The following is a 20,100-nucleotide window of genomic DNA, read 5'->3' on the forward strand; positions in this document are numbered from 1 at the left end:
CCGTCCGAGGACGATGGAGCCGTCCGTGCCCGCCCCCTACCACGTGCTGTTCGTCTGCACCGGCAACACCTGCCGTTCCGCGATGGCCGAACACCTGCTCCACCGGGCCGTGTCGGCGGCCGGACTCGCGCACGGCACGCTCATCGGCAGCGCGGGCCTGGCCGCCGAAGCCGGCACCCCGATGGACCCGCGCGCGGTGGCCGCACTCGGCCTCGACCCCGCGACGGCGACGCACCGGGCCACTCCGGTCGAACCCGAAACGCTCGCCGCCAGCGACCTCGTGTTCGCCATGACCCGCGAGCACCGCGACCGACTGGCCGCCCTCCTGCCCACCGGCGCCGGACCACGGTCGGCCCTGCTGACCGCCTTCGACCCGACCGCCGCCCCCGGGACCGAGGTTCCCGACCCCTTCGACGGCACGCCGGCCGACTACCGGCGAACCCGCGCGGCCCTCGAAGCCGCGCTTCCCGCCCTGCTCGCCCACCTCCGCGCTGTCGCCGCCCGGCCGTAGGGAGCGGGTGCCACCTCGGTCCGCGACCTGACCGCCGGACCGACCGGAGCGCTGGTGCGGCTGCCGGTGGGAGGTAACCCGCCAATGTCGGTGCATCGGTTGACGGCCCGTACGGGTGGCTGTTGGCTCGTGGCGTCCGTCCCGGGAGGGGAGACCATGCTCGGACCACGCCGTACCAGGATCCTGACCGCCGCCGGCACCTGCGCCGTGACCGCCGTGCTCACGGTGGCCGCCGCAGTGCCCGCCGTCGCCGCCGTGCCGCCGCCCGTCGTCGTGCGGGTCAGCCTGGCGCCCGACGGCGCCCAGCCCGACGGGGGATCGCACCCGGTCGCGCTCAGCGCCGACGGCCGCTACGCGCTCTTCACCTCGGAAGCCGACAACCTGGTGCCGGGGGACACCAACGGCCTCGCTGACGTCTTCGTCCGCGACCTGCGGAGCAGCTGGGTCGAGCGGGTGAACGTGAGCAACACGGGTGCCCAGGCCGACAGTTACTCGGACGCCGGCGGGATCAGCGCGGACGGTCGCTACGTCACCTTCTCCTCGGCCGCCGACAACCTGGTGCCGGGGACCACCAAGGGCGTCGACAACGTCTTCGTGCGCGACCTGTGGACCCGTCACACCGAGCTGATCAGTGTCGGGGACCGCGGTCGGCCGCAGGTCGGTGACAGTTTCGAACCGGTCATCAGCGCGGACGGTCGCTATGTCGCGTTCGGCTCGAACCGCGCCGACCTGGTACCGGGGGACACCAACCAGGCCGCGGACGTCTTCGTCTTCGACCGCCGCACCGGCACCACCACGCGGGTCGACGTCGCCAGCGACGGCGCCCAGACCGCGGCCGGCTCCTTCCAACCGGCGCTCAGCGCGGACGGCTCGCGGGTGCTGTTCGTCTCCCGCGACGGCGGCATCTCCCGCGACGGCGGCTTCGACCCGGTCGCCGAGCCCGCCCCGCCCGGGCTCGAGCCCGCCGCGGCGAACCTGGACGCCATCCCGCACAAGCCCCGCTTCTACCCGCTCTACCTGCACGACCTGCGCACCGGCCGGACCAGCCTCGCGAGCGTCCAACCCGACGGCGGCACCGCGGCCGTCGAGGCCGGAGCGCTCAGCCCCGACGGCCGCTACGCGGTGTTCACGTCCCTCGGCGACGACTTCGCGGCGCCGAGCCAGGTGATGGTGCGCGACCTGGACCGCGGTGCCACCACGGTGGTCAGCACGGCCCCCGACGGCACCCCCGGTGACCAGTCCTCGCGGCTGATCGGGATGACCGCGGACGACCGCTGGGTCTACTTCAGCTCCCAGGCGGACAACCTGCTGCCCGGCGGGGGCCGGCAGACCGTCGGCATCTTCCGTCGCGACCTGCGCACCGGCCGGACCGAACGCCTCGCGCTGACCGCCGACGGCTCGCCGGTCCCGGTCGACGAGCAGGCGGGGGCCGTCGACGCGACGGGGAGCACCCTGCTGTTCGGCGCGGCCGACAGCGCCCTCGTGCCCGGCGACACCGACCAGCAGGAGGACGTCTTCGCGCTCTACCCGCCCCGGCAGTGACCCCCACCGGAACCGTGCCCCGACCGGGTGCCGCCGGATGGCTCCGGTAGGGGAGGGCCGTTACGGTGAGTCGTACGCGTCCGACGGTGAGGCAGCAATGATCCGTAACCGAGTGATCGTCTCCGGCGAGGTGCAAGGCGTGTTCTTCCGGGACACCTGCCGCCGGACGGCCGTCGAGCTCGGAGTGGCCGGCTGGGTGCGGAACCTGCCGGACGGGACGGTCGAGGCCGTGTTCGAGGGACCCGCGCAGGCCGTCGGGACGATGGTGGTCTGGGCGCGCCGTGGTCCCGAGCTGGCGATCGTCGACCGGCTCAGGGTCTTCGAGGAGGAGTTCGAGGGGTTGCAGGGCTTCGAGATCCGGCCGACCTGGCTCGGCCAGTGAAGCCGGAGGGCGAGATGGCACGGATCGGCGCGGCACTGATCGACATCGACGGTGTGCTCACGGTGTCCTGGCAGCCGCTCCCCGGGGCGGTGGACGCGTTGACGCGCCTGCGCGCGGCGGGCCTGCCGTTCGCGCTGCTCACCAACACCACCGCGCGCACCAGGGCGTCGATCGCGAACACCCTCGCCGAGGCGGGCTTCCCGGTCGGGAGCGAGGACATCCTCACCGCACCCGCCGTCACCGCGGCCCGGCTGGCCGAGCAGCACCCGGGCGCCCGCTGCCTGCTGCTCAACTGCGGTGACATCAGTGCCGATCTGGCCGGTGTGCGGCTGGTCGAGGCGGACACCCGGGAGGAGGTGGAGGTGGTCCTGGTCGGCGGGGCCGGCGCCTGTGCCGACTTCGACTACCCGGCCCTCAACCGCGCCTTCGGCCACCTCCAACGAGGCGCGCGGCTGGTCGCCATGCACCGTAACCTGTACTGGCGCACCGACCAGGGCCTGCAGCTCGACAGCGGGGCGTTCCTGCTCGGACTGGAACGGGCGACGGGGACGCGGGCCGAGGTGCTCGGGAAGCCGGCCGGGGCGTTCTTCGCCACGGCCCTGGCCCACCTGGGTGCCGAGCCGGACCGGACCGTGATGGTGGGGGACGACGTCGAGTCCGACGTGCTCGCGGCCCAGCGCGTCGGGATCACCGGGGTGCTGGTCAGGACCGGCAAGTACCGGGAGCAGGCGGTCCGGGACGCCGACGGGACACCGGATCACGTCATCGACTCGGTCGCCGACCTGCCGAACCTGCTCGCCGGGCTGCCCGCCTGACGGAACCGCGGCCCGACGGGGTCGGGTCTGACGGCGTCGCGCCTGACGGGGTCAGGAGAGCGGGCCGACGCGGCTGCCGTCCGGGAGGACACCGCTCACCCGCACGCCGGCCGCGCGGGGACGCTGGACGGCCAGCACCGTCGCGCCCGCCGGGCCGCTCGGCGACGGGGAGGGCCCGGCCGGGGGCTGGACGTCCAGGCGGGCGATCGGGCGGCTGGCGGCGGCCAGCAGGTAGTCATGGCCGCCGGGGGAGGGCCACCAGGTCCAGGCCACCGCGTTCGGGTCGGTCCGGCCGCACGCCGGGCCCTCGCCGCCGGCCGTCCGTACGGCCGGCTCGTCCGGACGGGCCGCGGGCAGCAGGAGTTCGGTGGCGGCGGCGCCGGAGCCGTTCCAGCGGTCGGCCCGCAGGCAGACCCAGGTCGCGCCACCGGCCTGCTCGGGAAGTGACTGCACGGCGAAGGCCCACGCGTTCAGCGTCTTGACGGTCACCGTCGGCTGAGGCCGGACCGTGCAGGGGTCGAAGGACGGGTACTCCTCGACCGGATGGGTGGCCCTCGGATACGTCGCCAGCAGCGACTCGGCCTCGGCCAGCGCGGCCCGCACCTCGTCCGGGACCACCCCGGCGGCGGTCAGTACCGCGCTCGCCGAGTCGGGCTCCAGCCGCTCCGGCCCGCACAGCGCGTACGCCGCGCGGCCGGCGGGGGAGAGCAGCGCGAGGGCGTGGTCCAGTGCGAGCGCGTCGCTGGTGCCGGTGGGCGGGAAGAGCCGCAGCCCCCAGACCCGTGGCGCGACCCGGGGGCACCCGTCGCCGGGCGGCCGTCAGCGCCCCGCGCAGGACCCGGGTGCGCAGCAGGCGGTACACCGGATCGGCGGCGGGCCCGACGGCGGCGTCCGTGCCCCGGCGTGCCATCTCGGTGGCTTGCGCCGGCTCGGTGCGCCGGGCGGCTTGCCAGCGGGCCGCGCGCCCCGGGAGCGCGTGCTGGACCACGGTGTGCGCCGCCAGCACCCGGTGGTGGCGGTCGACCCCGGCCGGCAGCACCAGGTAGGCGAGCAGGGTGAGGCGGCGGTAGTGCGCGATCAGGGTCGCCTCGGCCTCGGCGAGACCGCCGGTGGCAGTGGACGTCACGGCGGTCGAGCCGTCGGCCGGTTCGGCCGCGCCGGACCGCTGCGCCCGCCCGGGCCGCCACAGGTGCTGACTCTCCATCAGATCTGTTCCTGGGGTGGTCCGTTGCGGGTCGCCGCCCTGGGGTCGGCGATCCGCGGTGCGGATCACCCAACGAGTTGAGCACGCGCCGGTTGCGGTCCGGGGCCGAGCCCACCCGTGTCAGGGTGGCCCGGCCCCTGTCGGGTGTCAGCCGTGCGGAAACGGATCCAGGCCCAGTGTCGGGTCGTCCGTCTGGCGCAGCTCCTCGAGGATCCCCTCCCGGTCGGTGAGCAGGACGGTCAGGATCCGGCGGGCCGAGCGCAGCAGGTCGGCGACGTCCCCGCCGGCCAGCGCGTAGAGCACAGTGGGTCCCTCGCGTCTGGAGGTGACGATGCCGGACCGTCTGAGGACGGCGAGTTGCTGCGACAGGTTCGACGGCTCGCACCCGATGTCGGCGAGCAGGTCGCGCACCGGCAGTGGGCCGTTCTGCAGGAGTTCCAGTACCCGGATCCGGACCGGGTGGCCCAGCATCCGGAAGAACTCCGCCTTGACCTGGTAGAGCGGAGGTGGCATCAGACCTCCAGCTCGCCCTCGACCAGCTGGAGTTGGCGGCGGGCCATGGCCAGGTTGGCCCGCTTGCGGTCCAGGGCCAGGTAGAGGAAGAGGCCGGTGCCGCTGCGCGAGGTCAGTGGCCGGATCAGGTGGTACTGGCCGGTGAGCGTCACCAGGATGTCCTCGATGCCGCCGGTGAGGCCCAGCATCTCCATGGTGCGCAGTTTCGCTCGGACCAGGTCGGTGTTCCCGGCGGCGGCGACCGCGAGGTCGAACTCCTTGTTGCCGCCGAGCGTGCCGAGTGCCATGCCGCTGCCGACGTCCACGAGGGCCACGCCGATCGCGCCCTCGATCATCATCGCTTCCTTGAGTGCAATGTCCGTGTGTGCCATGGCCCCTACGCTAAGCAACCGGGCGGCGGTCTCGATGATGAATTGAAGAAAACTGAAATTCACGCCTTCGAGGGTGTAGCGTGCCCCATGACCCGTGCCCCGCCGGGCGGTTGGCATCCACCGTCGATGCGCGCACCGGCTGTAGTCGTATGGCCCGGGTCGGGTTGCCGGATCGCGGGGTGGCCCGGATGCTGTAGCCGAGGGCCCGGGCTGCCGGCACGTGCCAGGACGGCGCACGTCCCGTCGGGACCTCCCCACCATCGCGCGGCCCGGTGCGCCGGTGGTTCCCTGAGCGAAAGGGGCTCGGTCCATGTCGTTCGAAGGCAAGGTCGCCCTGGTGACCGGAGCTTCCAAGGGGCTGGGTAGGGCGATCGTGCTGCGGCTGGCCGCGCGGGGCGCCGACGTCGTCATCAACCACTCCCGGGACGAGGCCACCGACGAGGCGGTCGCCGTGGTCGAGGCGGCCGGAGTCGAGGACGGCCCGGACGGGAAGAGCCCGGTCGGGACCGTCCCGATCGGCCGGATGGCCACCACCGAGGATGTCGCCGACGTGGCCGAGTTCCTCGCCGGCGAAGACGTCCTGATGACCGGCAGCTCCAGCAACTGACCGTGTGGTAACCCGAGTTGAGCCAGCCCCCAGCCCGGAGGGAAGACCGATGAACGCTTCGGACATGCGCGCTGTCCAGGTCGTCGAGGCCAAGGCGCCGTTCGCCGTCACCCGGTTGCCGGTGCCCGAACCCGGCCCCGGGCAAGTGCGGGTGCGGGTTCGCGCCTGCGGGATCTGCGGCGGCGAGAACCTCACCCGGCTGGGCCTGTTGGGCGTGCGGTTGCCACGGGTGCCGGGGCACGAGATCGCCGGTACCGTGGACGCCGTCGGTGCCGGGGTCGGCGCCTGGGCGGTCGGTGAGCGGGTCGGCGTCGGCTGGCACGGCGGCAGTTGCTTCGTCTGCGACACCTGTCGCACCGGCGACTTCGTCAACTGCGCCGAACGCCGGATCGTCGGACTGCACTACGACGGCGGCTACGCCGAGTACCTGGTGGCGCCGCAGGACACCCTGGCCCGGATCCCCGACGCGTTCTCCTTCGAGGAGGCCGGCCCGATGATGTGCGCGGGCGTCACCTCGTTCAACGCCCTGCGGCACTGCGGTGCTCGGCCGGGCGACACCGTCGCCGTCCAGGGGATCGGCGGGATCGGCCACCTGGCCGTGCAGTTCGCCGACAAGATGGGCTTTCGCACCGTCGCGATCGGCCTCGGGCCGGAGAGCGAGGCGGTGGCCCGGCGACTGGGGGCCGACGAGTACCTCGACAGCACCGAGGGGAGCGCGGGCGAGGCCCTCGCCCGGCTCGGCGGCGCGGCCGCCGTGATCTCCACGGCCGTCAACAGCCCCGCCCAGGCCGACCTGGTCCAGGGGCTCGCGCCGAACGGCCGGCTGGTCGTCATCGGCGCCGACCACAACTCGCTGGCGGTCTCGCCCGACCTGCTGGTCTTCGGCCGCCGCGAGATCGCCGGCTGGTACAGCGGCCACGCCAAGGACAGCGAGGAGGCGATGGCGTTCGCGGCGCTCAAGGGGGTCCGGCCGATGATCGAGACCCGCCCGCTGGAGGAGGCGGAGGAGGCCTTCCAGGGTCTGGGCAAGGCCCAGTTCCGGGCCGTGCTCACGGTGTGAAGTGACGGCGTGAGGCGACGGGAACGCTCGCGGGTCGGCCGGTGAGGGAGCCGGCCCGCGAGCGTTCCCGTTCCCGCGCTCAGCCGAGACGCCGCTGGTAGGACTCGCCGAGGAAGCGGGTGCGGTCGAGTTCGACCTCGCGCAGCACGATCCGGCTGCGCAACTCGCGCACGCCGTGGTCGCGCTTCAGGGCCTCCACCACCTCCCCCAGCTCGGCGGTGTCGGTGCAGGCGATCCGCAGGTGGTGGTCGTAGTCGCCGGTGATGTGCGCGGCCGCGGTGATCCGCGGGAGGGCGGCCAGGCCCGCCTCGAACCGGCGCCCGTCGCTGCCCTCGCGCAGCCGCACCTCGCCGCTGGCCGCCGCCTGGTCCGCCGTCCCCCGCCCGGCCGGCGTGCTCGGTCGGCTCTGGCTGGCCGCCACCGTGCTGCGCGAGCACCGCGGCGACGGGCACCTGATCGCCGTGGTGCACGCCGGCCTCAGCGGCCTGGAGGCCACCGTCACCCACGCCGCCACCGGACAGCTCGGCCGGGAGCCGCTGCGGACCAGCCGCGGCTGGACCGAGCAGGAGTGGGAACGGGCCCGACGCCGGCTCACCGCCCGTGGCCTGCTGGACCGGGACGGCCGGCCGACCCGTGGCGGAGGGGTGCTGCGCCGCGAGATCGAGCACGTCACCGACCGGCTGGCCGCCGACCCGGTCACCCTGCTCGGTGCCAGCGGCGTGGAGGAGGCCATCCGGCTGGCCGTGCCGATCAGCCGTCAGCCCATCGACACCGGCGTGGTGCCGGTGCCCAACCCGATCGGAGCCCCCCGCCGTGACCGCCCAGCCCGTGACCGCCACCACCGACGGGGTCGCCGACGGCCTGCGGGCCTTCCTGGCCCGCGGCGGCCGTCGCGGCGGCTGACCACCGGGCCGGCCGCGCGGCCACGGCTTCAGAGCTGCTCGCTCCGACGCTGGCTGAGCAGTCGGGTGCCGAGCAGCGCGCCCGCTACCACCAGCGCGCCGCCCGCCGCCATCCGGGTGGTGTCACCGCCGAGCGTGTCGTCGTCCAGCCCGGCCCACATCGAGCCCACCGGCGCCGGCCCGGTGACCACGACCGTCCCGGTCAGCGCGCGCCCGCTCGCGCAGGTGCCGCCGATCCAGTAGCTGCCGGGCCGGGTGCCGGTGGGGATCTTCAGCCCGCCCCGCACGTCGCGCGGCCCGGTCCGGTCCTCGGAGATCAGCGCGACCGTGCCCGAGCCCAGGCTGCTCGCGTCGACGGCGGCCGAGCCGCTGTCGCCGCACGCGGAACTGCTCAGGCTGACGTCGTCGCCGGGGGCGACCGGCCGGGGGGCTGCCGCGATCGTCCCGGCGTCCGCGGCCAGGGCGGTGGGGACGGCCAGCCCGAGGGCCGCGACAGCCAGCGCGGCCCCGGTCAGAGCACGAGTGGAACGCATGGTCTTCGAACCTCCAGAAGGCGCGGTCGCGACACCTTGGTGGGTCGCTGCGGTGTTCACCCGGAACTCCGTGCCTCGACCTCCAGGGAACCGGTGGCCCGGCTCGCGCGCATGCCGACGGACGGCGCACGGGTGACGGGCCGTCCGTCGGACGGTGGCTCAGCGCGGGTCCGGACGGCGGTGTGGCGGCCCCGCGCGGCCGGGCCGACCGAGGGCCGGCCGGCCCTCACCGAACCTGGTGCCGCAGAGGAGCTAGTGCATTCCCGGGACAGCTGGTTACCATCCAGTAGCCGTCGCGCGGCGTTCATCCCGTGGTCACCGGGACCGGGCCTGCCAGTCGCCCACCAGCGGCAGCCTGTGCGGCTGGCACGTCCCCCCACCACGACCTCGGAGGTCGCGTTGTCTCCTGTCTCCCGTCGGTCCTTCCTCGGTTCCGCCGCCGCCGTCGGCGCGGCGCTGGGCGTGGACGCCCTGCCGGGCGAGGCGGTCCCGGCCTCCGCCGCCACCGGCGCGACCCCCGCCGCGCTCCCGGAGGGCGCCACCGGGACGATCCGCGACGTGCGCCACGTCGTGGTGCTGATGCAGGAGAACCGCAGCTTCGACCACTACTTCGGCTCGCTCAAGGGCGTCCGTGGCTTCGGGGACCGCAGCGCGATCACCATCGGCGGCAACGGCACCTCGGTCTTCAACCAGCCCGGGCTGCTCTGGGGCCACCAGTACCCCTGGCAGTTGAGCACCACTCCGTCCGCCTTCGGCATCACCGGGGAGAAGTACGCCCAGTGCGACCAGTCGCTGGACCACGGCTGGAGCACCCAGCACAAGGCGTGGAACAACGGCAAGATGGACAGCTGGATATCGGCGAAGCTCTCCGACCGCACCATGGGCTTCCTGAACCGGAGCGACATCCCGTTCCACTACGCGTTGGCCGACGCCTACACCATCTGCGACGCGTACCACTGCTCGATCATCAGCGCGACCGGCCCCAACCGCACCTACCTGTGGAGCGGCATGATCGGCCCGGACGGCACCAAGGGCGGCCCGGCGTACGACGGCGGCTCGGAGTCCGGACTGAGCTGGGAGACCTACGCCGAGGCGCTGCAGAACGCCGGGGTGAGCTGGAAGGTCTACCAGAACGCCAACGACAACTTCGGCGACAACGCCCTGGCCTACTTCACCCAGTTCGCCAACGCGCCGGCCGGCACCCCGCTGCACGACCGCGGGATGGCCTCGGTGCCCGCGGTCACCGGCTCGACCCCGGACGACATCGCCGCCGCGATCAAGGCGGACGTACTGGGTGGCACGCTGCCCCGGGTCTCCTGGGTGGTGGCCGACCAGGCGCACTCCGAGCACCCGGACGCCCCGCCCGGGGACGGCGCGCACTTCGTCAACCTGGTGATCCAGGCGCTCGCGGCCGACCCGGACGTCTTCGACTCCACCGTGCTGTTCCTCAACTACGACGAGAACGACGGCTTCTTCGACCACGTGCCGCCGCCGGTCGCCCCGGCCGGCACCGCCGAGGAGTCGATCCAGAACGGCACCCCGATCGGGCTGGGCTTCCGGGTCCCGATGATCATCGTCTCGCCGTGGACCCGCGGCGGCTGGGTGGACTCCCAGGTGGCCGACCACACCTCGGTGTTGCGCTTCCTGGAGACCTGGACGACGGCGCTCGGCACCCCGGCGATCTGCCCGAACATCTCGGACTGGCGCCGTCAGGTCTGCGGCGACCTCACCGGCGCCTTCGACTTCGGCTCGCCGGTCTACGGGCTGCCCGCGCTGCCCGACACCAGCTACCAGATCGGGCAGTCCAACTGCACCCTGCTGCCCAACCCGATCCCGACCAACAACAGCATGCCGAGCCAGGAGCCCGGCACGAAGCCGGCCCGCGCGCTGCCCTACCAGCCGAACGGCTCAGTGGACCGGCTGGAGTTCGACGCGGCCGGCAAGATCCTGCTCTGGATGAAGATGTCCAACGAGGGCGAACAGGCCACCAGCGCGGCGCACTTCGCGATCTACGCCAACCAGTACCGCAGCGGCGGCCCGTGGCAGTACACGGTGCCCGCGTACGACCCGGCCAGCGGCGCCGACGGCACCGCCGAGGACTTCTTCAACATCGGCTCGGGCTACGGCGACGGCGCCTACGACCTCACCCTGATCGGCCCCAACCGGTTCCTGCGCCGGGTCACCGGCAACGCCACCAACGCCGGTCAGTACGCCGAGACCACCAGCTCCTACGCCGCGGCCCCGAACACCGGGCAGCAGGCGGTCTGGTTCACCATGACCAACGCCGCCGGCTCCGGCCGCACCGCGACCTTCACCATCACCTCGAACCAGTACCGCTCGGACGGCCCGTGGACCTACCAGGTGCCGGCCGGTGGCAGCGTGTCGGACTACTTCAACGCGGTCGCCTACACCAACGGGTGGTACGACTTCACGGCGACCGTGGACCTCGACGCCAGCTGGTCGCGCCGGTTCACCGGCCACCTCGAGACCGGCGCGCCGAGCGTCACCGGCTGATCAGCCCGTTGACGGGCCGGACCGATTCCGGTCGCGGTCAACCAACCGAGAGGAGAAGCCCGATGAGCACCGATCCGGTCAGGGCCGAGCAGCGGGGAGCGGTCCGTACCGTGATCCTGTCCCGCCCGGCGGCCCGCAACGCCGTGGACGGGCCGACCGCCGCCGCGCTGCTGGCGGCCTTCGAGGAGTTCGAGGCGGACGACTCGGCCGCGGTCGCGGTGCTCTGGGGCGAGGGCGGGACGTTCTGCGCCGGTGCCGACCTGAAGGCGGTCGGCACCGAGCGCGGCAACCGGCTCTCCGCCGACGGACCGGGCCCGATGGGCCCCACCCGGCTGCGGCTGGGCAAGCCGGTGATCGCGGCGATCGCCGGCCACGCGGTCGCCGGGGGGCTGGAGTTGGCGCTCTGGTGCGATCTGCGGGTGGCTGCCGAGGACGCCGTCTTCGGGGTGTTCTGCCGCCGCTGGGGCGTGCCGCTGATCGACGGCGGCACGGTCCGGTTGCCCCGGCTGATCGGGGAGAGCCGGGCGATGGACCTGATCCTCACCGGCCGCCCGGTGGACGCCGCCGAGGCGCACCGGATCGGGCTGGCCAACCGGGTCGTCCCGGTGGGCCAGGAGCGGGCGGCGGCTGAGGAGTTGGCCGCCGAGCTGGCCCGGTTCCCGCAGACTTGCCTGCGCCAGGACCGCCGCTCGCTGCTCGAACAGCACAGCCTGTCCGAGCCGGTCGCGTTGGCCAACGAGTGGCGGCGCGGGCAGCTCTCGCTCGCCGCCGACACCGCGGCCGGGGCGGCCCGGTTCGCCGCCGGCGCCGGACGGCACGGTTCCTTCCAGGACGCTGACTGACCGTCAGGAGAGCGGATGCCGCCGGCCGGACAGCCCCAGTGCGGTGTCCAGCAGCCCGATGTGGCTGAACGCCTGCGGGAAGTTGCCGAGTTGGCGGTTGGCCTGGGGGTCCCACTCCTCCGAGAGCAGCCCCACGTCGTTGCGGACGGTCAGCAGCCGCTCGAACAGCTCCCGGGCCTGTTCCTCGCGGCCGAGCCCGGCGAGCGCGTCGGCGAGCCAGAACGAGCAGGCCACGAAGGCGCCTTCGGTGCCGGACAGGCCGTCCACGGCGGTCTCCGGATCGGCGCCGGTGGTGTAGCGGCGGACGAAGCCCTGCTGGTCGAGCTCGGCGCGGACCGCGTCCACCGTGCCGGCCACCCGGGGGTCGTCCGGCGGCAGGAACCCGACCTTCGGGATCAGCAGCAGTGCCGCGTCCAGCTCCCGCGAGCCGTAGTACTGGGTGAAGGTGCCCCGGCCCGGATCGAAGCCCCGGGTGCAGACCTCCCGGTGGATCTCCTCCCGGATCGTCCGCCAACGGTCCACCGGGCCGGGCAGGTCGAACCGCTCGGCGTCCTGGACCGCCCGGTCGACCGCCACCCAGGCCATCACCTTGGAGTGCACGAAGTGCCGGCGCGGCCCGCGGATCTCCCACAGCCCGTCGTCCGGCTGCCGCCAGGTGTTCGCCAGGAACTCCATCAGCACGCGCTGGATGTCCCAGGCGTGCGCCAGCGGCGGCAGCCCGGCCGTCCGGGCCAGGTGCAGGGCGTCCATCACCTCGCCGTAGACGTCCAGTTGGAGCTGGTCGGCGGCCGCGTTGCCGGCCCGGACCGGCCGCGAGTTGCCGTATCCGGGCAGCCAGTCCAGTTCGGTCTCCGGTAGCCAGCGCTCGCCCGCGACCCCGTACATGATCCGCAGGTCCTCCGGGCTGCCGGCCACCGCCCGTTCCAGCCACTGCCGCCAGGACTCCGCCTCCCGGACCAGCCCGCCGCGCAGCAGTGAGGAGAGGGTGAGGGTGGCGTCGCGCAGCCAGCAGAACCGGTAGTCCCAGTTGCGCTCACCGCCGAGGTCCTCGGGCAGCGAGCTGGTGGCCGCGGCGACGATCCCGCCGGTGGGGGCGTAGCTGAGGGCCTTCAGGGTGAGCAGCGAGCGGACCACGGCCTCCCGGTACGGGCCCTGGTAGCCGCAGGCGGCGATCCAGTCGGCCCAGAACGCCCGGGTCCGCCCGAGCGCCTGGGCGGCGTCCGGGGCGGGCGGCCCGGGCAGGTGCGAGGGTTGCCAGCTGAGCACGAAGGTGGCGCTGTCGCCGGCTTCCAGCACGGTGTCGGCGCGGGTGGTGAGGTGTTCGCCGCGCTGCTCGGTGTCCGAGCGCAGCCAGACCGAGTCCGGACCGGCGACCGCGACCCGCGCCCCGGCGACCCGGCGCACCCAGGGCACGAACCGCCCGTAGCCGAAGCGCAGCCGCAGTTCGCTGCGCAGCCGCACCGAACCGGTCGTGCAGCTGGCGATCCGGACCAGGTGCGGACCGGTGCCGTCACCGGGCAGTGGCATGAAGTCGGTCAGCCGCAGGGTGCCGGAGGGCTCCTCCCAGACGCTCTCCAGGATCAGCGTGTCGTCCAGGTAGCCGCGCCGGGTGCACGGGCCCGCGTCCTGCGGGGCGATCCGCCAGTGCCCGTTCTGCTCGGTGCCGAGTAGCGCGGCCAGGAAGGCGGGGGAGTCGAAGCGCGGGGCGCAGAGCCAGTCCACCGAGCCGTCCCGGCCCACCAGGGCCGCCGTCCGCAGGTCGCCGACCAGGGCGTAGTCCTCGATCCGTCCGGGCATGGGGAGCCACCTCCGTGCAGCTCATCTCACGGTAGGCGGGCGACCGGGGGGGCCGCCATCCGCGCCGGTCGCGGCGGGCTCGGGGAGCACCCGGTCCAGCAGGGCGGCCACGGTGCCGAGCCACCGTTCCAGGTCGACCAGCAGTGGCAGCGCCGGGGCGTCCGCCGGGCTCGGGCCGTCCGACGGGACCACCCGGACCCGCGGGACCGGGGCGGCCCCGTCCCGGCCGTCGGCCAGCAGGTCGGCCAGCCGGTCACAGCCCGCCGCCACCGCGGCCGCGGCCGCCCGGGCCCGCGCGAAGCCGGCCGGGTCGCGCGGGCGCGGTGAGTCGCAGTGGCCGTCCAGGAGCTCGTCCGCGCCCTGCAGGATCCGGGAGGCGGCGATCAGCGCGGCCTGCCAGTCGACGGATGAGGCGCGCGGTGCGCCCAGCTCGCCCTGGTACTGCGCGTAGGAGGACTCGGCCAGCCGGAGGGCGCGCCGGGCCGGCCGGATCGCGCTCGGCTCCGGGGCGGGCGTCGGGCCCAGCAGGGCGGCCGCGGTCTGCTCGATCACCGGCTTGCCGGCCCGGACCAGGGCCGCCGTGTTCCGCCGCAGCTCGCCCCGGGCACCGCGCGGCCAGGCCAGCAGCCCGCAGGTCAGCCCGATCACGCTGCCGGTGGCCACGTCCAGCAGCCTGGTCCGGGCCAGCTGCCAGGTCGTCGGCGCCAGTTGGGCGAAGGCGGTGGCGACCACCAGGGTGAACAGGGCCTGTCCCCAGGCCACCCCGAGCAGCGGGCCCAGGGTGAACGCCACCAGCATCAGCGGGACCAGGACGACCGCGTACGCCTCGGCGTGCTGGCCCGCGATCAGCAGCAGGGCGGCCGAGGCCAGCGCGCCGACCAGGGAGCCCAGCAGCGCCTGGCGCACCGACCGCCAGGTGCTCAGCGCGGTGGTGCGGGTCAGCGTCAGCACCGCGAGGAGCACCCAGAAGCCGTGCTGGAGGTCGAGCACGCCGGCCGCCAGCCGGGCGGCGGCCAGGCCCACGGTGGTGCGCACGGCGTTCTGGAAGTACACCGAGTGCGGGGTGAGGTGGTCGCGGATCCGGTACCACCAGAGCGTGGGGGTGCGGGCCCGGGCGTACCAGAACAGCGCCACCGGGTGCAGCGGCCAGGCCCGGCGGCCGTCCACCGCCACCCGGACCGCCGACTTCAGGGTCAGCGCGGGCTCGGCGGCCGCCAGCACCCGGGCCTGCCGGCGCAGCACCGGCACGGTGGCCCGATCCGGGCTGCCAGCCTGGGCCCGCTCGATCCGCTCGGCCTGGAAGGCGCGGAGCGCCTCGTCCATCGCGGTGGCGGGCGGTGCCGGGCCGCCGCGCAGGGCGGCCGCGGTGCAGGCGCAGGCCTCGGCGATCCGGGCCAGCATGGCGGCCGACGGGGGGTCGTCCGCGGGCGCCTCCGGGGTGCGGGCCAGCGCGTGCAGCTGACCGAGCAGCACCCGGACGGCGGCGCCGGCCTGGGCGAGCGCGCGATCGGTCCGGCTGGGGCTGGCGGGCCGCTCGGCGGGCGGCAGGTGGGAAGGGCGCAGCCGCTCGTCGGCGGGGTCGAGTGCGGCCCGGTCGTTCTCGTCGAGCTCGGCCGGCCGGCGTAGCCGGGTGGCGAGCCGTCCGGCGTCGGTGACGGCGTCAGCGAGCAGCGTGCGGTAGCTCGGGCCGGCTGGGACGGGCAGCAGCAGCAGCTCGACCGCGGCCAGCGCCAGCACGCCGATCGTCACCCCGGTCAGGCGGGCGGCCAACTGCTGCGGCGCGTACGGCGGGAACGACGGCAGGATGTAGAGCAGTTGGAGCCCGGGCGCGGCGCTGGCCGGGCGGGGGCCGGCGATCGACGCCAGGGTCAGCGGGAAGCCCACCAGCAGCATCCCGAGCGCCGCCGTCCAGGTGTGCGCCGCCGCCGCGGTGCCGATGGCGATCAGCAGCCAGCCCACCGGCAGCGCGGCCGCCGTGGTCGCGGCCCGCTGCCGGCCGGAGCCGCAGATCTGCGAGAGCGTCCCGAGGGCCAGCGCGCCGAACAGCGCGTAGATCGCGGTGACCGGCTGGTTCAGGCCGTAGCGGCAGGAGTAGAAGCCGGCGGCCGCGGCCGTGCTGACCCGCACCGCGCGGCGCGCGGCCGCGGCCCGGACGTCGGGGGTGGTGGACGCGAGCCGCCGGACGGGCCCGGGGGGCATGCGCCGGCGGGACCCGGGCACCGCGGCCTCAGGCCGCCGGATCGTGCCAGCGGATGCCCGGCGGCAGCAGCACGTCCGCCTCGGCCGGTCCCCAACTGCCGCGTGGATACGGGTGAACGGGGACGGTGTCGTCCAGCACCGGGTCCACCACCCGCCAGGCGTCCTCCACCGTCTGCTGGTCGGCGAAGAGCCAGCGGTCGCCCTCCAGCGCCGCGCCGATCAGCCGGTCGTACGGGCGCATGTCGGAGCCGGGTTGCTGGGCGAAGACCAGCTCCTCCTGCCGCGGGCGGTTGGTGTCGCCGGCCTGCTTGCCCACCAGGGTCAGGCCCAGCTCGGTGTCCGGCCGGACCCGGATCCGCAGCGCGTTCAGCATGCTGGTGTCGCGCAGGCCGAAGACGTCGTGCGGCGGGCGGCGGAAGGTGAGGTGGATCTCGGTGGCGGTCACCGGCAGGCACTTGCCGGCCCGGATCAGCACCGGTACGCCGCCCCAGCGCCAGGAGTCGAGCTCCAGCCGGACCGCGACGTAGGTCTCCACGGTGGAGGCCGGGCTCACCCCGGGGACCTCGTGGTAGCCGTGGTACTGGCCGCGCACGGCGTCGCGCACGGTCAGCGGACGGAGTGCCCCGATCACCCGGTCCTTGACCTGCGGCCAGTGCGCCAGGCCAGCGCCGTCCGGCGGGTCGGCCAGCACGCTGGCCAGGATCTGCAGCAGGTGGTTCTGCAGCACGTCGCGGATGGCGCCGGTGCGGTCGTAGAAGCGGCCGCGGTCGGCGACGTCGAAGTCCTCGGCCATGGTGATCTGCACGCTGTCCACGAAGGTCCGGTTCAGCAACGGTTCCAGCACGGTGTTGGCGAACCGGGCGAAGAGCAGGTTCTGGATCGGCTCCAGCCCCAGCCAGTGGTCCACCCGGAAGACCGCGTCCTCCGGGAAGACCTGCTGGATGGTGGCGTTGAGCTCGCGGGCGCTGTCCAGGTCGGTGCCGAACGGCTTCTCCACCATCACCCGGGCGCCGCCGGCCCGGCCGGCTCCCGCGATGCCCTGGGCGATCCGGCCGAACAGCACCGGTGGCACCTCCAGGTAGTAGAGCGGATTCGCCGCGTCACCCATCGCGTCCGCCAGGGCCTGGTAGGTGGCGGGCTCGGTGAGGTCGCCGTCCACGTAGCGGAGCAGACCGAGCAGCTTCTCGGCGGCCGGGGTGGTGGGGTCCATGTTGTTGAGCCGCAGCGAGGCGGTCGCGTAGTCACGGAACTCCGGCAGGCTCCAGCCGTTCTTGGCCACGCCCAGCACTGGGACGCCCAGTACGCCGCGCTCGACCAGGCCCACCAGGGCCGGGAAGGTCTCCAGTTTGGCCAGGTCGCCGGTCGCGCCGAAGATGACCAGGCAGTCCACGGTTGTCGTCGCCATCGCTGACTCCTTGTGTCCCCTTGTGCGCCCGCTGTCCGCGTCACGGCGCCGGTCGACCTCCCGGGTCCCATTGTCGGTTGACCCCGCACACCGTGCAGCCTGGCGCCCCGGAGCGGCGGTGGTGTCGGCTCCGGGGCCACCCACGCCGCGGGTCAGAGGGTGAACATCCGATGCATGCTCACCGCCGGCCGCGGGGTCCGTGCGGCGGCGGCGCCTCCGCCACCGCTCGGGGCGTTCGCCGCGGCCGCGTTGAGCACGGCCAGCACCTGCGCGGCCAACGCGTCCGCCTGGTTCTGCACCGCCGTGGTGGACTCGTCGGAGCGGCTCAGCGCGTTCAACTGGTCGTGAATGTCATCAAGTTGCCGCATGTCGGCAGTCGACAGGCGGAACGGCTCGGGCGTGGAGATGATGAACTGGTAGGCCCCGGCCAGGGTTTGGCACCCGGCGCAGTGCTCGTTCTCGGCCTTGCTCAGGTTGACCGCGTTGAGGTGCACGTTCTCCCCGGCCATGGTGACGATCTGGAACGACAGCGCCACCGAGCGGCAGGGCGCGGCGGCCGAGCAGCCGGCGGCGAACGCGTCGGCCTGGTTGGTGGCGCTGGCGGCGAGCAGCGTCCCGTACTGGTGGACGGTGAACGAGTCCTGGAACCGGTCGGGTTGGGCCGGGCTCGCCAGCGTGTGCGCCGAGTCGTCGGCCACGGCCACGCCGGTGGCGGCCTGGGCCGGGAGCGCGGTGGCCACGCCGGTGAAGCCGATGGTGGCCAACAGGCCGACCCGGACGGCCCGGCCGGCCGGGGTGAGGCGGCCGCGACGCGGCTTGCGGTGCTGCTGGTGGTTCACGAGATCTCCTTGGGCTGTGCTGCGGTGGTTGGTCCTGCGGTGGGCGTGCCGGGCGTGGGGGAGGGGCTCGGCCCGACGACCGGCGACGAGGTGGCGGGCGGGGTCACCGTGCTCGGGGTCGGCACGGGCGACGGGCTGGCCGCAGCGGACGGCGTCCGGCTGGGTGGCGCCGACCGCGAGGGCTGCTGGGAGGCGGCGGTCGCCGCGGCACTCTGCGCGGGGATGGGAGCGGGGGCGGGCGGCGCCGCGACCTGCGCGGCTGGCGTCTGGCCGCCGGCCGGGGCTCCCGTGCCGGGCGTGGCAGGCCCGTTGACGCGCGGTGTCGCGGAGGCGGACCGCGCCGGGAGGGGCCTGGCGTGCTCGTGCACCCGGCCCACGTGCGGCACCCGCACCACGGGCCGGACCTGCGGCACCCCGGGTTGCAGTGCCGGCACGATCGGCGGCTGCGCCGGCAGCGGCCTGGGCGTGATCCCGCCGGCCCAGGCGAGGCCCAGGCCCACGACGCCGGCGGCGGCCAGCAGTCCGAGGCCGATCCGCAGCCGGCGGTCGTCCTGCGTGGTCCGCGCGGCGGCGCGGACCAGGCGTCCGCCGAGCCGGACCGACAGGTACCCGACCCCGGCGAGCGGGCAGACCAGCATCAGGCTGCCCAGCACCCCGACCAGCCCGGCGGCGAGCTGCCCGGCGGCGAAGGCCGACCAGGTGCCGGTGAGCTGCGCGACCAGCGAGTGCAGGGTGGTGGTCAGGATCCGCGGCAGGTTCCAGAGCGCGTAGCCAAGATCGCCCACCAGCAGCGGGACCATGGTCAGCACCCAGACGGTGACGATCACCCGGGCCGATCGCTTGAGGCCGGCCGCCTCGGCCGGCACCGGCCGGCCGGGGACCATGCTGAGCAGGATCGGCTTGATCCGCCCGAAGAGGTCGGGCACCCCGGCCAGGTCGCCGACGATGTAGTACCCGTCCAGCCGGACGGCCGGCATCAGCTGCTCCAGCACCTCGAAGTGGCCGAGGTAGACCGCGCTGAGGAAGAACGGCTGCCCGGTGGCGAAGTAGCAGCCGGCCATGCCGAGCATGAAGACGACGTTGAAGTAGACCCCGCCGAGGTCGGTGCGGATCCGTCCGGCCCGGCCGATCCGGTAGACGTCGGTGACGTCGGTGTAGAGCGAGGGCCAGATCAGGAAGACCCCGCAGCCGATGCACCCGGGGTGCGCGCCGCCGTACCGGCAGGCCGAGGCGTGGCCGAACTCGTGGAACACCAGGGAGGCGACGGTGAGGCCGAACACCGCCAGCAGCAGCACGGGTTGGTCGAGTACTTCCAGCACCGGGGTCATCGCGCCGAAGTACCCGAACAGCCAGACGTCCATCGCGACCGCCGCGAGCAGCACCACGGCGACCACCGGGGGCCAGTGCAGCCAGCTGAGCGCGCGGGCGATCCGGGCCACCCGGCGCTCGTCGAACAGCACCCGGTGGCCCTTGAGGCTGAGCAGCAGGTCGGACCGCGGGGCGTCCGGGACGAGGTCGTCCGGCTGCCCGAACGGCACGGTGACGCCCAGCACTTCGAGCTTCCGCTCGATCAGGTAGCGGACGTTCTCCTCGCTCAGCTCCCGCCCGTACATCCCGCTGACCCGGTGCGCGATGTCCTCGGTGCTCCGCCGGCCGTCGATCGCGCCGGCCACCAGATGCAGCAGCAAGGAGAGTTGCATCACCTGGCCGTCGCCCCGGCGGGCGATGTACCGGGGCTCGGTGAAGCCGGAGCCCTGGTACTCACCGTGCAGTCGCAGGCCCGAACTGAGCCGGGGCACCGGGTGGTTCATGACGGACAGGGTCTGCTGGTAGGAGGTGGCGAAGCCCCCGGGGCCGGGGACCAGCGCACCGGCGGCCGGGTCGTCGACGGCCGCTGTGCCGGCCTGCTGCGTCAAGGTCCTTGTCCCCCAGGGTCGTTCGGTCGGGGCGTCGGCGCCGGGTGGCAGGTCGCGGGGGGGGGGGGGGGGGGGGGGGGGGGGGGGGGGGGGGGGGGGGGGGGGGGGGGGGGGGGGGGGGGGGGGGGGGGGGGGGGGGGGGGGGGGG

Annotated in this window: 18 protein-coding genes and 1 pseudogene; 9 read left to right on the forward strand and 10 right to left on the reverse strand. The window is 74.4% G+C overall.

The window, feature by feature from the left end; translation table 11 throughout:
* Positions 1-25: 25 nt before the first annotated feature.
* The 4 genes from ACZ38L_RS13460 to ACZ38L_RS13475 all read left to right on the forward strand — a co-directional run bounded on the left by ACZ38L_RS13460 (position 26) and on the right by ACZ38L_RS13475 (position 3,250).
* A complete protein-coding gene (locus ACZ38L_RS13460; protein ID WP_465692318.1) occupies positions 26-511 on the forward strand; it encodes an arsenate reductase/protein-tyrosine-phosphatase family protein in 486 nt (161 codons plus the stop codon).
* 156 nt (positions 512-667) lie between these two features.
* Entirely contained in the window at positions 668-2,053 is a 1,386-nt protein-coding gene (locus ACZ38L_RS13465) for a TolB family protein (RefSeq protein WP_465692320.1), read from the forward strand.
* 97 nt (positions 2,054-2,150) lie between these two features.
* Entirely contained in the window at positions 2,151-2,435 is a 285-nt protein-coding gene (locus tag ACZ38L_RS13470; RefSeq protein WP_465692322.1) for an acylphosphatase, read from the forward strand.
* A gap of 14 nt (positions 2,436-2,449) precedes the next feature.
* Positions 2,450-3,250 (forward strand): HAD-IIA family hydrolase, encoded by an 801-nt coding sequence (locus ACZ38L_RS13475; protein ID WP_465692324.1) that lies wholly within the window; start codon positions 2,450-2,452, stop codon positions 3,248-3,250.
* Positions 3,251-3,301: 51 nt separating this feature from the next.
* On the opposite strand, the gene ACZ38L_RS13480 is transcribed toward ACZ38L_RS13475, so the two are convergent.
* The 3 genes from ACZ38L_RS13480 to ACZ38L_RS13490 all read right to left on the reverse strand — a co-directional run bounded on the left by ACZ38L_RS13480 (position 3,302) and on the right by ACZ38L_RS13490 (position 5,338).
* Positions 3,302-3,868, reverse strand: coding sequence for a hypothetical protein (locus tag ACZ38L_RS13480; RefSeq protein WP_465692326.1), 567 nt, complete (start codon positions 3,866-3,868; stop codon positions 3,302-3,304).
* A 733-nt stretch (positions 3,869-4,601) separates the two neighbouring features.
* A complete protein-coding gene (locus ACZ38L_RS13485; RefSeq protein WP_465692327.1) occupies positions 4,602-4,967 on the reverse strand; it encodes an ArsR/SmtB family transcription factor in 366 nt (121 codons plus the stop codon).
* The gene (locus tag ACZ38L_RS13490; protein WP_396565446.1) at positions 4,967-5,338 is read right to left on the reverse strand and encodes a hypothetical protein; all 372 of its coding nucleotides are present in this window, start codon (positions 5,336-5,338) and stop codon (positions 4,967-4,969) included. The genes ACZ38L_RS13485 and ACZ38L_RS13490 overlap by 1 nt, the downstream gene beginning before the upstream one ends.
* A 310-nt stretch (positions 5,339-5,648) precedes the next feature.
* On the opposite strand from ACZ38L_RS13490, the gene ACZ38L_RS13495 reads away from it, so the two are divergent.
* Both ACZ38L_RS13495 and ACZ38L_RS13500 read left to right on the forward strand, forming a co-directional pair.
* The gene (locus tag ACZ38L_RS13495) at positions 5,649-5,945 is read left to right on the forward strand and encodes an SDR family NAD(P)-dependent oxidoreductase (RefSeq protein ID WP_465692329.1); all 297 of its coding nucleotides are present in this window, start codon (positions 5,649-5,651) and stop codon (positions 5,943-5,945) included.
* A 49-nt stretch (positions 5,946-5,994) separates the two neighbouring features.
* Positions 5,995-7,005, forward strand: coding sequence for an alcohol dehydrogenase catalytic domain-containing protein (locus tag ACZ38L_RS13500; protein WP_465692331.1), 1,011 nt, complete (start codon positions 5,995-5,997; stop codon positions 7,003-7,005).
* A 79-nt stretch (positions 7,006-7,084) separates the two neighbouring features.
* On the opposite strand, the gene ACZ38L_RS13505 is transcribed toward ACZ38L_RS13500, so the two are convergent.
* Complete coding sequence (locus ACZ38L_RS13505; RefSeq protein WP_465692333.1) at positions 7,085-7,426, reverse strand: Lrp/AsnC ligand binding domain-containing protein; 342 nt, start codon at positions 7,424-7,426, stop codon at positions 7,085-7,087.
* On the opposite strand from ACZ38L_RS13505, the pseudogene ACZ38L_RS13510 reads away from it, so the two are divergent.
* A pseudogene (locus ACZ38L_RS13510) lies at positions 7,332-7,730 on the forward strand (SCO6745 family protein); the annotation flags it as partial. The gene ACZ38L_RS13505 and the pseudogene ACZ38L_RS13510 sit on opposite strands and share 95 nt — an antisense overlap.
* A 206-nt stretch (positions 7,731-7,936) precedes the next feature.
* On the opposite strand, the gene ACZ38L_RS13515 reads toward ACZ38L_RS13510, so the two are convergent.
* Positions 7,937-8,440, reverse strand: coding sequence for a hypothetical protein (locus tag ACZ38L_RS13515; RefSeq protein WP_396565454.1), 504 nt, complete (start codon positions 8,438-8,440; stop codon positions 7,937-7,939).
* A gap of 399 nt (positions 8,441-8,839) precedes the next feature.
* On the opposite strand from ACZ38L_RS13515, the gene ACZ38L_RS13520 reads away from it, so the two are divergent.
* Together ACZ38L_RS13520 and ACZ38L_RS13525 are read left to right on the forward strand one after the other, a co-directional pair.
* Positions 8,840-10,954 carry a phosphocholine-specific phospholipase C gene (locus tag ACZ38L_RS13520; RefSeq protein WP_465692335.1) on the forward strand — a complete coding sequence of 705 codons (2,115 nt, stop codon included), beginning with the start codon at positions 8,840-8,842 and terminating at the stop codon, positions 10,952-10,954.
* A 62-nt stretch (positions 10,955-11,016) separates the two neighbouring features.
* Positions 11,017-11,796: a crotonase/enoyl-CoA hydratase family protein gene (locus ACZ38L_RS13525; protein ID WP_465692337.1), complete on the forward strand. Its 780-nt coding sequence runs from the start codon at positions 11,017-11,019 to the stop codon at positions 11,794-11,796.
* A gap of 3 nt (positions 11,797-11,799) precedes the next feature.
* Here the strand turns inward: ACZ38L_RS13525 and ACZ38L_RS13530 are convergent, their stop codons facing one another.
* From ACZ38L_RS13530 to ACZ38L_RS13550, 5 genes are all read right to left on the reverse strand, one after another.
* Positions 11,800-13,593 (reverse strand): glycoside hydrolase family 15 protein, encoded by a 1,794-nt coding sequence (locus ACZ38L_RS13530; RefSeq protein ID WP_465692339.1) that lies wholly within the window; start codon positions 13,591-13,593, stop codon positions 11,800-11,802.
* Positions 13,594-13,614: 21 nt separating this feature from the next.
* A complete protein-coding gene (locus ACZ38L_RS13535) occupies positions 13,615-15,792 on the reverse strand; it encodes an FUSC family protein (RefSeq protein ID WP_465692340.1) in 2,178 nt (725 codons plus the stop codon).
* 28 nt (positions 15,793-15,820) lie between these two features.
* Complete coding sequence (gene zwf, locus ACZ38L_RS13540) at positions 15,821-17,197, reverse strand: glucose-6-phosphate dehydrogenase (protein WP_465692342.1); 1,377 nt, start codon at positions 17,195-17,197, stop codon at positions 15,821-15,823.
* Positions 17,198-17,349: 152 nt separating this feature from the next.
* On the reverse strand, positions 17,350-18,036 hold the full coding sequence (locus ACZ38L_RS13545; RefSeq protein ID WP_465692344.1) for a hypothetical protein: 687 nt from the start codon (positions 18,034-18,036) through the stop codon (positions 17,350-17,352).
* On the reverse strand, positions 18,033-19,847 hold the full coding sequence (locus tag ACZ38L_RS13550; RefSeq protein WP_465692355.1) for a hypothetical protein: 1,815 nt from the start codon (positions 19,845-19,847) through the stop codon (positions 18,033-18,035). Before ACZ38L_RS13550 ends, ACZ38L_RS13545 begins: the two co-directional genes overlap by 4 nt.
* Between the last annotated feature and the right edge of the window lie 253 nt (positions 19,848-20,100).

It is taken from the genome of Kitasatospora sp. NPDC024654 (genome assembly GCF_055559155.1).